Origin of the sequence: Tritonibacter scottomollicae, assembly GCF_003003215.1 — a bacterium.
GTDB classification, from domain to species: domain Bacteria; phylum Pseudomonadota; class Alphaproteobacteria; order Rhodobacterales; family Rhodobacteraceae; genus Epibacterium; species Epibacterium scottomollicae.
This window is the reverse complement of the sequence record NZ_PVUF01000008.1, coordinates 65,457-77,966: the sequence shown is the minus strand read 5'-3', so window position 1 is coordinate 77,966 and position 12,510 is coordinate 65,457. Positions and strand designations below refer to the sequence as shown.

At 61.8% G+C, this 12,510-nt stretch carries 15 protein-coding genes; 6 read left to right on the top strand and 9 right to left on the bottom strand.

Annotated elements, in window-relative coordinates; translation table 11 throughout:
• Positions 1-10: 10 nt before the first annotated feature.
• Positions 11-775 (bottom strand): DUF1013 domain-containing protein, encoded by a 765-nt coding sequence (locus tag CLV89_RS13535; protein WP_106164193.1) that lies wholly within the window; start codon positions 773-775, stop codon positions 11-13.
• A 162-nt stretch (positions 776-937) separates the two neighbouring features.
• Between CLV89_RS13535 and CLV89_RS13530 the strand changes: the two genes are divergently transcribed.
• Together CLV89_RS13530 and CLV89_RS13525 are read left to right on the top strand one after the other, a co-directional pair.
• A complete protein-coding gene (locus CLV89_RS13530; protein ID WP_106164192.1) occupies positions 938-1,582 on the top strand; it encodes a ribonuclease T2 family protein in 645 nt (214 codons plus the stop codon).
• Between the two features lie 220 nt (positions 1,583-1,802).
• Positions 1,803-2,669 carry a DUF2189 domain-containing protein gene (locus CLV89_RS13525; protein WP_106164191.1) on the top strand — a complete coding sequence of 289 codons (867 nt, stop codon included), beginning with the start codon at positions 1,803-1,805 and terminating at the stop codon, positions 2,667-2,669.
• 58 nt (positions 2,670-2,727) lie between these two features.
• Here CLV89_RS13525 and CLV89_RS13520 read toward each other — a convergent pair whose 3' ends face one another.
• Positions 2,728-3,732 (bottom strand): NAD(P)H-quinone oxidoreductase, encoded by a 1,005-nt coding sequence (locus CLV89_RS13520; protein ID WP_106164190.1) that lies wholly within the window; start codon positions 3,730-3,732, stop codon positions 2,728-2,730.
• 109 nt (positions 3,733-3,841) lie between these two features.
• The gene (locus CLV89_RS13515) at positions 3,842-4,558 is read right to left on the bottom strand and encodes a COQ9 family protein (RefSeq protein WP_106164299.1); all 717 of its coding nucleotides are present in this window, start codon (positions 4,556-4,558) and stop codon (positions 3,842-3,844) included.
• Between the two features lie 116 nt (positions 4,559-4,674).
• Between CLV89_RS13515 and rpsU the strand changes: the two genes are divergently transcribed.
• Positions 4,675-4,881, top strand: a complete 207-nt coding sequence (gene rpsU / locus CLV89_RS13510) for a 30S ribosomal protein S21 (RefSeq protein WP_005614280.1) — start codon at positions 4,675-4,677, stop codon at positions 4,879-4,881.
• Between the two features lie 203 nt (positions 4,882-5,084).
• On the opposite strand, the gene ppk2 is transcribed toward rpsU, so the two are convergent.
• The gene (gene ppk2, locus CLV89_RS13505) at positions 5,085-6,002 is read right to left on the bottom strand and encodes a polyphosphate kinase 2 (RefSeq protein WP_106164189.1); all 918 of its coding nucleotides are present in this window, start codon (positions 6,000-6,002) and stop codon (positions 5,085-5,087) included.
• A gap of 228 nt (positions 6,003-6,230) precedes the next feature.
• Complete coding sequence (locus CLV89_RS13500) at positions 6,231-6,692, bottom strand: Lrp/AsnC family transcriptional regulator (protein ID WP_106164188.1); 462 nt, start codon at positions 6,690-6,692, stop codon at positions 6,231-6,233.
• A gap of 138 nt (positions 6,693-6,830) precedes the next feature.
• On the opposite strand from CLV89_RS13500, the gene ald reads away from it, so the two are divergent.
• Positions 6,831-7,955, top strand: a complete 1,125-nt coding sequence (gene ald / locus CLV89_RS13495) for an alanine dehydrogenase (protein WP_106164187.1) — start codon at positions 6,831-6,833, stop codon at positions 7,953-7,955.
• 248 nt (positions 7,956-8,203) lie between these two features.
• Complete coding sequence (locus tag CLV89_RS13490) at positions 8,204-9,010, top strand: mechanosensitive ion channel family protein (RefSeq protein WP_106164186.1); 807 nt, start codon at positions 8,204-8,206, stop codon at positions 9,008-9,010.
• A gap of 12 nt (positions 9,011-9,022) precedes the next feature.
• Here the strand turns inward: CLV89_RS13490 and CLV89_RS13485 are convergent, their stop codons facing one another.
• The 4 genes from CLV89_RS13485 to CLV89_RS13470 form a co-directional block, all read right to left on the bottom strand.
• Positions 9,023-9,595 carry a hypothetical protein gene (locus CLV89_RS13485; RefSeq protein ID WP_243395009.1) on the bottom strand — a complete coding sequence of 191 codons (573 nt, stop codon included), beginning with the start codon at positions 9,593-9,595 and terminating at the stop codon, positions 9,023-9,025.
• 165 nt (positions 9,596-9,760) lie between these two features.
• A complete protein-coding gene (locus tag CLV89_RS13480) occupies positions 9,761-10,291 on the bottom strand; it encodes a GNAT family N-acetyltransferase (RefSeq protein ID WP_106164185.1) in 531 nt (176 codons plus the stop codon).
• Positions 10,288-10,737, bottom strand: coding sequence for a YtoQ family protein (locus CLV89_RS13475; protein ID WP_106164184.1), 450 nt, complete (start codon positions 10,735-10,737; stop codon positions 10,288-10,290). The genes CLV89_RS13480 and CLV89_RS13475 overlap by 4 nt, the downstream gene beginning before the upstream one ends.
• 83 nt (positions 10,738-10,820) lie before the next feature.
• Entirely contained in the window at positions 10,821-11,456 is a 636-nt protein-coding gene (locus CLV89_RS13470; RefSeq protein WP_106164183.1) for a class I SAM-dependent methyltransferase, read from the bottom strand.
• A gap of 88 nt (positions 11,457-11,544) precedes the next feature.
• Here CLV89_RS13470 and CLV89_RS13465 point away from each other — a divergent pair, with 88 nt between their 5' ends.
• The gene (locus tag CLV89_RS13465; protein ID WP_106164182.1) at positions 11,545-12,435 is read left to right on the top strand and encodes a LysR family transcriptional regulator; all 891 of its coding nucleotides are present in this window, start codon (positions 11,545-11,547) and stop codon (positions 12,433-12,435) included.
• The last annotated feature ends 75 nt before the right edge of the window (positions 12,436-12,510 follow it).

Genomic DNA, 12,510 nt, shown 5'->3' with positions numbered 1-12,510 from the left:
CGTGCGGTCTTTAGTAGCGCGGATCGTCGCTATCGTCGTCCTCGTCATCCTCATCCCCACCGGAGGGCAGGTTGAAGAAGCTGTCCGCATCCGGGATCGGCTCTTCCTTCTTCTCCTCGGACGAGCCGAGGGTAAAGGTCTCCAGACCTTCGATCGCGGTGGGCATCTTCGGCTCTGCGTCCATCTCCAGCGACTGCTCGGTAGACACCAGCTTGCGACGTTCGTCGTCGCTCATCACGCCACCTTCGGCCGCGCGTTTCTGGGCGGCCTTCTGCACAGCAGCATCCAGCTCGGACTGCTTGCACAGGCCCAGCGCGACCGGATCGATCGGCTCCATGTTGGAGATGTTCCAGTGCGTGCGCTCACGAATCGACTGGATCGTCGGCTTGGTGGTGCCCACCAGCTTTGCAATCTGCGCATCGGCCAGTTCCGGGTGGAACTTCACCAGCCACAGGATCGAGTTCGGGCGGTCTTGGCGCTTGGACAGCGGCGTATAGCGCGGTCCGCGGCGCTTTTCCTCGCCTGCGGCGGCGGCATTGAACTTCAGCTTCAGCTTGTGCAGCGGATTGTTCTCGGCGGTCGCGATCTCGTCCTGCGTCAGCTGGCTGTTGGCAACCGGGTCAAACCCCTTCACACCAGAGGCCACATCGCCATCCGCGATGCCCTGAATTTCCAGCTCATGCATGCCAACAAAATCGGCGATCTGCTTGAAGCTGATCGTGGTATTGTCCACCAGCCACACGGCGGTCGCCTTGGCCATCAACGGTTTTGCCATGTGCTCTACTCCTTTAAACACGTCTGTCCCCAAACTGGACATCTCGCGGATAAACCTCTCCCGTCGCCTTAAATCGGCTTCCCCGGATCTTCGGGGCGGGTTTCCGTTGTCGGGGAACTTCAGGTCTATATAGTCGCCTTGAAACCATAAGGAAAGAGGCGAATGCGCGGGCATTTCTTCACTATTTTGGCAGCTTTTGCCCTGTTGACCACGCCTGCGCAGGCCGATGGCGAGCGAGCGGGCGTGTTCGACTACTATGTCATGGCACTCAGCTGGTCGCCCAACTGGTGCGCAACCGAGGGCGATGCAAAAGGCTCCGAGCAATGCGATTCACGGCATGACTACGGCTGGACCCTGCACGGGCTCTGGCCCCAGTTTCACCAGGGCTGGCCGAGCTACTGCCGCACCACCGAAACGCCGCCGACCCGTCGCCAGACCAGCGAGATGGGCGATATCATGGGCACCTCCGGCCTCGCCTGGCATCAGTGGAAAAAGCACGGCACCTGTTCCGGCCTGTCGGCCCGCAGTTACTACGACCTCTCGCGCACCGCCTATCAAAGCATCACCCGGCCAGAGATTTTTCGCCGTCTGGACAAGCCGGTGAAACTCCCGGCCTCCGTTGTGGAAGAGGCTTTCCTGAAAGCCAACCCGCAGCTCTCTCGCGACAGCCTGACCATCACCTGCCGTGACGGTTTCATTCAGGAGGCGCGTGTCTGCCTGTCCCGCGACCTGACCCCGGTGCCCTGTGGTCGCGATACCATCCGCGATTGCGCGCTCAAGGATGCGGTCTTCGAGCCGGTGCGCTAGGCCTCCCGCTCACCTGCGCTCCCGCAACTGTGACAGACAAACACGTCCGGGCGTGTTACGCTGATCGCACGACATGCCGCGCGCGCCCAATCGTGGGGCCCCCCACCGGGACCGACCGAGACCCGATGCGCCATGTCCGCAAGCTCTTGGCCACCAGTCCCGGCTTTGACCCTGCTGTTCCGCGCGGCACGCCCCGGCGAGCCACAGGAGGAGCCAAGCCATGTCAGAAGTCGCCCCAAAGACCATCGGAAACCCGGCAAGCTGGGTGTTTCAGTCGCTGCGATCCGCCAGCCACGGCACAGCCGATGCCATTGACGAGATACGCAGCGAGGACAGCGCAACACCCCAGGTCCGCGCACTTGACCTCAGCGACATTTCCGCAGCCCTGCGCGATGGCTGGCAGGATTTCAAGGCGGCGCGCTCGGATGCGATGTTCCTTGTCTTTATCTACCCGCTGATTGGCATCGCCATGATCATGAGCGGCTTTCACCTTGCGGTGCTGCCACTACTGCTGCCCATGGTGATGGGCTTTGCGATCGTCGGCCCTGCCGCCGCCATCGGCCTTTATGAAATGTCCCGCCGCCGCGAAGCGGGCGAGAGCGCGAGCTGGATGTCGGCCTTTGCCGTCCTGCGCTCTCCCGCCTTTGCATCCATCCTGATGCTGGCCTTCTACCTCGCCGCGCTCTTCGTCATCTGGATCATGGTGGCACAGGCCATCTTTGCCGCCACGCTGGGCCCCGACGCCCCATCATCCCTCAGTAGCTTTGCGACCGACGTGTTCACCACCGGGCCGGGCTGGACGATGATGATCATCGGCACCACAACCGGCGCGATCCTGGCCTATGCAGCGCTTGCGATCAGCATCGTGTCTTTTCCGCTGCTGCTGGATCGTCACGTTGGCCTGCCGGTTGCCGTGGCCACCTCTCTGGAAGTGATGCGCAAGAACCGCTTTGTCTGCCTGTGCTGGGGGCTGCTGGTCGGGGCGGCGCTGCTCATCGGCTCTGTGCCGCTGTTCGCCGGGCTGATCTTTGTGGTGCCCTTGCTCGGCCACGCCACTTGGCATTTCTATCGCCGAGCGGTGACATAAGCCCGCAAGACAGCCCCGACGCCAGAATGCGGCGCTGGGACTGCCCCCGGACGGGTGGTCAGCTCTCGCCGCCCACTTCCAGCACGATCTTCCCGATATGGGTGGAGCCTTCCATCCGCGCATGCGCCGCCGCCGCCTCCGCCAGCGGGAAGGTCGAATCCATCACGGGCCGCAGCTTGCCCGCCTCGATCAGCGGCCAGACCGCCTCCGCCAGATCCCGCGCAATCCGCGCCTTGGCCAGATCGCTCTGCGGTCGCAGGGTAGAGCCCGTCACCGTCAGTCGGCGCGCCATGATCTGGGCAAAGTTCAGCTCCGCCTTCGGACCTTGTAGGAAGGCGATGTGTACCAATCGCCCATCATCCGCCAATGCCCTGATGTTGCGGGGAATATAGTCTCCACCCACCATGTCCAGAATCAGATTGGCACCGCCATCCGCCTTCAGGATTTCAACGAAATCCTCGTCGCGATAATTGATCGCCACCTCCGCGCCGAGCCCCACGCAGGCGGCGCATTTGTCGTCCGAGCCTGCGGTTGCATAGACCCGCGCCCCGAGCGCCGAGGCCAGCTGGATCGCGGTGGTGCCAATCCCGGAGGAGCCGCCATGCACCAGGAACCGCTCTCCCGCCGTCAGCCCGCCGCGTGTCACCACATTGGACCAGACGGTGAAGCAGGTCTCCGGCAGGCAGGCGGCCTCTTTCAGGCCGAGCCCTTGGGGGATCGGCAGGCAGTGGGCGGCAGGCGTGGCGACATAGTCGGCGTAGCCACCACCGGGCAGCAGGGCACAGACGAGGTCGCCTGGGCTCCAGCCGGTAACGCCCGCGCCGATGGCGACGATCTCGCCAGAGGCTTCCAGCCCCGGCAGATCACTTGCCCCCTTGGGCGGCGCATAGGCCCCCGCGCGCTGCAGCGCATCGGGGCGGTTGACGCCGGCATAGGCCACCCGGATCACCACCTCGCCATGCCGGGCCTCGGGCACCGGGCGCTCCACCGGCTTCAGGACATCCGGCGCGCCATGTTCGGAAATCTCGACGGCGCGCATGGTCTCGGGAAGGGCTGTGGGCATCGGGTCTATCCTTTCGTCGCAGTTGTCACGACAGCTAACACCCGGGCGTCCATTGGCCAAGCAGCACCACATCCGCAACGCCCCGCGAATGCGACGTCCGCCGGGCTGCTCAACGGTCGGCGCGGGGCGACCAGCGACCGGGTAGATCCTCACGGCTTTGAGGGGCGCGAATGTGGCTCATCAGCCAGTTCGGCCCCGCCATCAGCGGTTTCAGCAGCGGGTTCTTGTTGACGCTGGCCTTCAGGGTCTCAATCTGCATCACATTGTCGATGCGTCGGTCGAGAAACTCCCAGGTTGCCTGATGCTCCGGGCTGTCATCGCCAAGCCAGAACAGCACGGTGGAGGAATAGACCCCCGACAGGGTTGCCCGCTTGGTATACCAGTTCACATCCTCGGAGGTATCGCCCAGTGCGGTCCAGATCGCATCCGCCGTGCCCCATATCAGCCGGGTGCCCTCGGCAGCATGCTGCGGCATGGCAAACAGCGTCGCGCCGCGGCGCACCGCCTCCTTGTCGCCAACCACCTCCAGCCGGTAGCGCACTGCGGCGGCCACCTTGTCGCGAAAGCGAAAACTGCCAAGGTCCGCCTCCGCAAGCCGCTGCAGCATCTGCGCGTCGCCGCGCTTGTGATAGGCCACCGCAAGATCCAGCGCCCGGCGCGGGAACAGCGCCTCCGCCAGCGTCCGGTCGACGCCCGAATCAGCCAGAGCTGCCTCCCAAGTCGCCGCGCTCCAGCCGTCAAACACCACATGCATCAAGGCTGCATCCAGCAGGCTATCCTGTAATTCGGCCCCCTGATCCGTAGATTCCCTTGGGTTTTCCGCCATGTCGCCCATGCTCCTCTGTCTTGTTGGCTCCAGTACTAGACAATTTAGTTCCGCCTTGCTATACGCCAGCTCCTGCAAATCCTTGCAACTCAACTTAGAAAGGTGGTGAAAACCACATGCAGGTTAGTGTTCGCGACAACAACGTCGACCAGGCGCTCCGTGCCCTGAAGAAGAAGCTGCAGCGCGAAGGCGTCTTCCGCGAAATGAAGCTCAAGCAACATTTCGAGAAGCCCTCCGAGAAAAAAGCGCGCGAGAAAGCTGAAGCTATCCGCCGTGCCCGCAAGCTGGCACGCAAGAAAGCACAGCGCGAAGGTCTCCTCTAAGACCCCTCGCCCGTCTCCAGTCGCTTCTGGATACTGTTCAAGAATAAAACCCCCGTGGCTTCCGCTCCGGGGGTTTCATTTTGTCCGGAGCTGTCATGTCTGCCAGAACATGATGTTTGCCGCTGGCCGCCTTGCGAGGGGCCCTGCCCCTCGCGCTCCCCGAGGTATTTGGAAAAAGATGAAGGCGACTGCGGTCGCTCCGGTCAGTAGATCTTCGGCACGTAAAGCTCGTCCGGCAGCACCCGGCGTTCATAGCTTGGGTTATATTCCCGGTCCGGCAGGGTGACCTTCTCGCTCGGCACGTCGTGATAGGGGATCCGTGTCAGCAAATGCTCGATACAGTTCAGGCGTTCGCGCTTTTTGTCGTTGCCCTCGACGATATACCAGGGTGCTTCATCGATATTGGTGCGGAAGAACATGTCTTCCTTGGCCTTGGTATATTGCTCCCAGCGGATGCGGCTTTCGAGATCCATCGGCGACAGTTTCCACTGTTTCATCGGATCGTGGATGCGCATGAGGAATCGCAATTGCTGCTCTTCGTCGGTGATCGAGAACCAGTATTTCAGCAGGATGACGCCGGAACGGACCAGCATGCGTTCAAATTCCGGAACGTCCTGAAAGAACTGTTCGACCTGATCGTCATCGGCAAAGCCCATCACCCGCTCGACACCCGCACGGTTGTACCAAGAGCGATCAAACAACACGATCTCGCCCGCCGCCGGCAGATGCGGCACGTAGCGCTGGAAATACCACTGGCTCTGCTCGCGGCGGCTTGGTGCAGGCAGCGCCACGACCCGGGCCACCCGCGGGTTCAGCCGCTGGGTGATGCGTTTGATGACACCGCCCTTGCCGGCACTGTCGCGGCCCTCGAACAGGATGCAGACCTTGGCACCGGTGTGCTGCACCCAGTCCTGAACCTTGATCAACTCTGCCTGCAACCGCAGCAGGTTGCGGAAATAGACCTTGCGGTCAAGCATCTCCGGATGTTGGGCGCGGTAGATCTTGCGCAGCTCCATGGACAGCATGGGCTCGGCAAATTCGATTTCGAAATCCTCGTCCAGCGTGTCCTGCAGCTCGGCTTCCAGCCATTCGAAGGATGTATTTTCCTGATCGCTGCTCACACTGTATCTCCTTATTCATGCAACAGGGTTATGTCACCGCATAATGGTGGCATGTAATCCTTTGGTGTCAGATGGCGTCGTGATGGTCGAAAAACGCCGATCAGGGCCGAGGAATTTCTCTCCTCCCTGACAATTCGACGCCAAAACCAGCGTCGGACAGAAAATAGGCGGGCTCAGCCGCAGTCTCTTAGCCAAAAATTGTAGCCAACCACCGCTCCACCGGCAAGGTCAGGTGACCGGCAGTGCGGTGGTCTTGAACACGGTGCGCAGGGCGAAGCTCGACTGCATCTGAGCAACACCCGGCAGGCGGGTCAGGTGCTGGCGATGGATGCGGGCAAAGTCATCGGTATTCTCTGCCACCACCTTCAAGATGTAGTCCGCAGTTCCGGCCATCAGGTGGCATTCCAGCACATCCGGGATGCGCGCGACCGCCTTTTCAAACGCGTCCAGCACCTCATCGGCCTGGGTCTGCAGGGTGATCTCCACAAAAACCGTTGTCGGCACGCCCAGCTTGCGCGCATCCAGCAACGCCACGTAGTTGCGAATATAGCCGTCACTTTCCAGTCGCTGAACACGCCGATGGCAGGCAGAGGCCGAGAGGTTCACGGTCTCGCTCAGCTCTGCGTTGGACATCCTGCCCTGCTTCTGCAGGACTGCCATGATTCGACGATCCAATTGATCTAGCGCCAAATGACCTACCTTTTCTTGCGTAAGCGTCACTCATATTCGAAGATACTTCGAATGTCACCTTTTCAAAGCGCTCAAAAAAGCAGCACCTTTGAACCGTACACTGCGACACTTTGCCCCAAAGGGAACGGAGGAGACCCCATGAAAATCGGATGCCCCACGGAGATCAAACCCCAGGAATTTCGCGTCGGCATGACGCCCGATGCCGCGCGGGAAGCCTGCGCCCACGGCCATCAGGTGTTGATCCAGAAGGGAGCAGGCCTTGGCGCCGGTTTCCCCGACGATGATTACATCGCTGCCGGTGCCGTCATCATCGACACCGCCGAGGAGATCTTCGCCAGCGCCGACATGATCGTGAAGGTAAAGGAGCCGCAGTCCGGTGAACGCAAGATGCTGCGCGAGGGGCAGCTTCTGTTCACCTATCTGCATCTCGCGCCCGACCCGGATCAGACCCATGACCTGCTGGCGTCGGGATGCACAGCAATTGCCTATGAAACCGTGACCGATGATCGCGGCGGCCTGCCGCTGCTGTCGCCGATGTCCGAAGTTGCGGGCCGTCTGGCCCCGCAGGTCGGTGCCTGGACGCTGCAAAAGGCCAATGGAGGCCGCGGGGTGCTGATGGGCGGCGTGCCCGGCGTCGCCCCGGCCAAAGTCGTCGTTGTGGGCGGTGGCGTCGTTGGCACCCATGCCGCTAAGATTGCCGCCGGAATGGGTGCGGATGTGACCGTTCTCGATCGCTCCCTGCCCCGGCTCAAGTATCTTGATGACGTTTTTGGCGGCACGTTCAAGAACCGCTACTCCACTGCCGGCGCCACGGCAGAGCTGATCCAGGAAGCCGACATGGTGATCGGGGCGGTGCTGATCCCCGGCGCGGCCGCGCCCAAGCTGATTTCCCGCGCAGATCTTGCCGCGATGAAACCGGGCGCGGCGCTGGTGGATGTGGCCATCGACCAGGGCGGCTGTTTCGAGACCTCCCGCGCGACCACCCATGCCGACCCGATCTACGAGGTTGACGGCATCATGCACTATTGCGTGGCGAATATGCCGGGTGCCGTGGCGCGCACGTCGACGCAGGCGCTTGGCAATGCGACGCTGCCATTCCTGCTCGCCTTGGCGGACAAGGGGTGGAAACAGGCCTGCGCGGATGATCCGCACCTGCTCAACGGGCTCAATGTGCATGCGGGCAAGTTGACCTACTACGCCGTTGGCAAGGCACTTGGCCTCGATGTGTTGTCGCCGACACTTGCCCTTCGCGACGCCGCCTAAGGTCCGATCTTTCAGCGCGGCCCTCGACATGGGGGCCGCGTTTTGCGCCCTACACCGCTGTTTGGCGGTCACGTTCGATAAATTCCCCTATGTTTTCGTTAAAAACCTCTCGATTCCGCGCGGCAGACTGACGCACTAAGGAGAGGCAAAACGGGCAGAGCCTCTGCCCACCAAGACGAACACTCCCCGTGCCTTGCCGGAGCATTCCCCGGCCTGCACGGCGATCTACGAGAAACGTGGGGACTGACATGGAAAATGTAATCGAACAGGCTGGCGCATATTGGCCACTGGTCGTCAGCGGCACAAAGGCGCTGATCGTTCTGGTGCTCGGCTGGATCGCCGCAGGCCTGATTTCAAGCGCGGTGCGCACCCGCATCAACAAGACACCGCAGATCGACGAAACACTGGGCAACTTTGTTGCAAGCCTGGTGCGCTGGGTCCTGCTGGCAATCGTTCTGGTCGCCGTACTTGGCATCTTTGGCATTGAGGCCACGAGCCTCGTCGCAATGCTCGGCGCTGCGACGCTCGCCATTGGCCTGGCGTTGCAGGGCACCCTCAGCGACATCGCTGCCGGTTTCATGCTGATCCTGTTCCGCCCCTACAAGCTCGGCCAGTTTGTCGACATCGGTGGCACCTCCGGCACGGTCAAGGACCTGAACCTCTTCGTCACCGAACTAGTGACCCCGGACAATGTGCAGATCATTGTTCCCAACGGTCAGGCCTGGGGCACCATCATCACCAACTACTCGGCGCATGATACCCGGCGGCTCGATATCACCTATGGCATCGACTATGGCGACGACATCGAAAAGGCCAAGGCGATCATCCTGCGGCTGGCCGAGGCCGATGGCCGCGTGCTGTCGACCCCCGAACCCTGGGTGCGTGTGACCAACCTCGGCGACAGTTCGGTCGATATTTCGACCCGCCTGTGGTGCACTGCCGGTGACTACTGGGAGCTGAAATGGGCGATGATCCAAGGCGTAAAAGAAGCGTTCGACGCCGAAGGCATCTCCATCCCCTATCCGCATAGCGTGGAAATCCAGAAAGAAGGCTGAGCCCACCGGGTCTCAGCGTCCAAACACGGTCCCCTGCCTGCCGGCGGGGGACACATCGGAATAAGACAATGGCCTGTCGCGTTTCGCCTCGGCCGTGCCCTGCGGCTTGCTGCTCAACAACGGAGCGGTGCCGAATTTCAGCGTCTGGCCATCATGCGCCTGGAAGGCCCAGCGGGCCACCATGAAATGCAGACTGCGCTGCTCTTGCCCCTGCTCGTCCTGCTCCCGTTGCGCACGCCATGATCCCTCACATTGCACCGGCAGCTGGATCGAATTGATATCGCGCATTTTCACCCCCAGGAGCGCATCCTTGTGCTGGGCCTGCGCGTACATATAGCGCAGCTGTGTATAGAGCGCCTGGAAGTGGGGCCGACGACGACCGGCAAAGACGACCGTCACCTCCGTACCGTCCGCGTTGAACCCGCGCGCGGAGCAATCCCCACGTGAGGTGGTCCCAAACACCGGCACAAGCGCCAACTGCACCTGAATCACACCGCCCTTGAAAAGGCCGCTGTCCTCATATTCCGGGGCAACTGCACCGCGCGCGCGGCGATCTATTCTAGGGATATCTGGCGGCATTGGCATACGTTAATGTTCAGGGAAAAGACATCACACTCAAGGTGCGATCCAAGCATCAACTATCCGTTTGATTCATTAAGAAAGCGTGGCTGTAGACCTCGGCGCCCCCGCTTTCTGCGCCGGTATAGATGTGCGGGAAACTGTCGAAACCGTCCCCCGCCATCCCTTCGTTCAGCGCTTTATATCGCGATACATGATCCGGGTCGGCATGTCGTTATAGAGGCCAAGCGCCTCTTCTGGACGATACCCCAACCGCAACGCCACCTTCTGTGACACGTGATGTTCAGGATCAAAGATACAACATGTGCGGTGCCACGTCGGATGCTCATCCGCCCAGGCATGTATGCGGGCAACCGCCTCGGTGGCGACACCGCGTCCATGCACCTCAGGTGACAACACCCAGCCGGCCTCGGGAACGCCATCGAGGCTGGGCTTTAACGCACGTTTGTAGTCGGCAAACCCGACATCGCCGGCATATGCGCCAGTGTCGCGCAGGATCACCGCCCAATAGCCAAAGCCGAGCATCTGCCAATGACCGATATATTTCATCAGGCGTGCCCAGCTGGCCTCCTCGGTCGATGGGGTGCCCGTGATGTAGCGCACCACTTCCGGTTCCGCCCACATGCGCGCGAGGTCGTCGAAATCCTGCACCTCATGCGGGCGCAGGATCAGACGGTCGCTCTCCAGCACAACCGGCGTCATGCAGGCAGCTTGCCCGTCAGCACATAGGTCAGGATCTCCACCACCTGACGCGGCTCTTCAGCCACCGCCAGTGCCGCCGCGTGCACCTCTTTCAGCGCGTGCTGGTGCTCTGGCGGGTTCAGCACGATGATCGACTTGCCCAGCGCAGCGGCATAGCCCGCATCAAAGGCCGCGTTCCACTGTTTGTATTTCTCACCAAAACGCACCACCACCACATCGGCGTCCTCGATGCCCTTGCGGGTGCGGATGGCGTTCAGCTTTGCGCCCTTGTGGTCGTGCCAGAACTTGTTGTCCTCGGCCCCGAGGATCGTCACGCCGCAATCGTCAGAGGCATCGTGATCGGTCACCGGACTATCAAAGCGCAGATTGAGATCACGCGCGCCTTCGATGATCTGCTCGCGCCAGTCTGTGTGGATCTCGCCGGAAAGATAAACGGATAGGGTCATGCTTGGTCCTCCTGCCTTGCCCCCTGCGGGAGCCATGGGTTCGGGCCAAGACCTAGCCGCTTGCGCAACCGGGGCCAACCCCGTCAGCGCTTGCGCGCCACAACAAAACGATTGGGCAGATCAACCGGATAGCTGCCTGTTTCGATGATCTCAAAGCCCGCGGCCTCAATCCGGGCCTGCCAATCGGCCACCGACATGAAATGCACCACGTCCGGTGCTTTGCCCACAAGACGCATCAATGGGATCATACCGCGGATCAGCAAGCGCTTCAGGGAGCTGCGGATATCCTGCATGCAGACCGTCTTGGAAATGAACAACCCACCGGGACGCAGACGCATTGCAGTCGCATGCAGGTTGGCGTCCAGGTCTCCCAGCAGGTGAAACAGATTGAACGCCAGCACCACGTCAAACGGCCCCTCCGGCGCCGTCATCGGCTCTGCCTGCACCAGCTCTAGATTGGTGACCCCGGCCTCCTGCGCCCGCCCGGCGCCGAAGTCGAGCATCTTCTGCGACAGATCGGTTGCCACCAACCGACTCAGATGTGGCGCCAATTTCACTGCCGTGTTGCCGGTGCCACAGCCCAGCTCCAGCGCCTCCTGATCCGGCTGCAGATAGCTGGCCGTGCGCTCCAGCGTGATCTGATAGGCTGCCTCATCCTTGATCGGGCTGGCGGCATATTTGGCGGCGATCTTGTCCCAGAACTGGGCCTCATTGGTCATGGCATCTCTCCTGCGGCTGCCGCCAAAATACACATGCGGGAATGCCATAAGAATTGCGGAAATACGCAAGGCTTATATACATATTTGCATGGACAGCCCGCCCTCACCCGATTGGAATCACATCCGCGCCTTCCTCGCCACCGCCGAAGAGGGGTCTCTTTCCGCCGCCGCCCGCAGTCTCGGCCTCACCCAACCCACCCTGTCACGGCAGGTCGCGGCGCTGGAGACAGAGCTGGGCGTGATGCTGTTCGAACGGGTGGGCCGGGCGCTGGTGCTTACCCAGGCGGGACAGCAGTTGCTGGATCAGGGCCGCCAGATGGGCAAGGCTGCCACCGCGTTGACCCTGTCTGCCAGCGGTCAGGCCAACGCCATCGAGGGCACGGTGCGGATCACCGCCAGCGACATTCTGTCCGCCCATGTGCTGCCGCCGGTGCTGCACCACCTGCGCCGGATTGCGCCCAACCTGAAGGTCGACATGGTGGCCACCAATGACATCCGCGACCTGATGAAACGCGAGGCCGATATCGCCATTCGCCATGTCCGCCCCGACCAGCCCGACCTGATCGCCCGGCTGGTGCATGAGGGTAACGCGCATTTCTATGCCGCCAGCAGTTATCTCGACCGGCGCGGCCGACCGCAGGCACCGGCGGACCTGCCCGGTCATGACTTTGTCGGATTTGGCGACAACGCCGAGATGATCGCCTATGCACAAGGCCTGAACCTGGAGATCACCCCCGAACAGTTCCACATCGGCTCCCGCAATGGTCTGGTCGCCTGGGAGCTGGTCCGCAGTGGCTTTGGCATCGCCCCGATGTACACAAAGGTCGCCGAACAGACTGCAGGCATCGAGCGGGTCCTGCCCTGGGTCGATATACTGCGGTTTCCGTTCTGGCTCACCACCCACCGCGAAGTGCATACCAGCCGCAAGATCCGTCTGGTGTTCGATCACCTGGCCGAAGCGTTGAGCAATCAAAGCTGACGGGCTTTCTCTTGCCCCAAAATGGCGCAGCGCGCGCGAAGGGCTGGCCCCGCGCACCCGCAAAACGAACGACGA

What these genes read in the sequence shown, in the direction of transcription:
- CLV89_RS13535 (WP_106164193.1), bottom strand. Translation starts at nt 775, where the DNA reads ATGGCAAAACCGTTGATGGCCAAGGCGACCGCCGTGTGGCTGGTGGAC.
- CLV89_RS13530 (WP_106164192.1), top strand. Translation starts at nt 938, where the DNA reads ATGCGCGGGCATTTCTTCACTATTTTGGCAGCTTTTGCCCTGTTGACC.
- CLV89_RS13525 (WP_106164191.1), top strand. Translation starts at nt 1,803, where the DNA reads ATGTCAGAAGTCGCCCCAAAGACCATCGGAAACCCGGCAAGCTGGGTG.
- CLV89_RS13520 (WP_106164190.1), bottom strand. Translation starts at nt 3,732, where the DNA reads ATGCCCACAGCCCTTCCCGAGACCATGCGCGCCGTCGAGATTTCCGAA.
- CLV89_RS13515 (WP_106164299.1), bottom strand. Translation starts at nt 4,558, where the DNA reads ATGGCGGAAAACCCAAGGGAATCTACGGATCAGGGGGCCGAATTACAG.
- rpsU (WP_005614280.1), top strand. Translation starts at nt 4,675, where the DNA reads ATGCAGGTTAGTGTTCGCGACAACAACGTCGACCAGGCGCTCCGTGCC.
- ald (WP_106164187.1), top strand. Translation starts at nt 6,831, where the DNA reads ATGAAAATCGGATGCCCCACGGAGATCAAACCCCAGGAATTTCGCGTC.
- CLV89_RS13490 (WP_106164186.1), top strand. Translation starts at nt 8,204, where the DNA reads ATGGAAAATGTAATCGAACAGGCTGGCGCATATTGGCCACTGGTCGTC.
- CLV89_RS13485 (WP_243395009.1), bottom strand. Translation starts at nt 9,595, where the DNA reads ATGCCAATGCCGCCAGATATCCCTAGAATAGATCGCCGCGCGCGCGGT.
- CLV89_RS13480 (WP_106164185.1), bottom strand. Translation starts at nt 10,291, where the DNA reads ATGACGCCGGTTGTGCTGGAGAGCGACCGTCTGATCCTGCGCCCGCAT.
- CLV89_RS13475 (WP_106164184.1), bottom strand. Translation starts at nt 10,737, where the DNA reads ATGACCCTATCCGTTTATCTTTCCGGCGAGATCCACACAGACTGGCGC.
- CLV89_RS13470 (WP_106164183.1), bottom strand. Translation starts at nt 11,456, where the DNA reads ATGACCAATGAGGCCCAGTTCTGGGACAAGATCGCCGCCAAATATGCC.
- CLV89_RS13465 (WP_106164182.1), top strand. Translation starts at nt 11,545, where the DNA reads ATGGACAGCCCGCCCTCACCCGATTGGAATCACATCCGCGCCTTCCTC.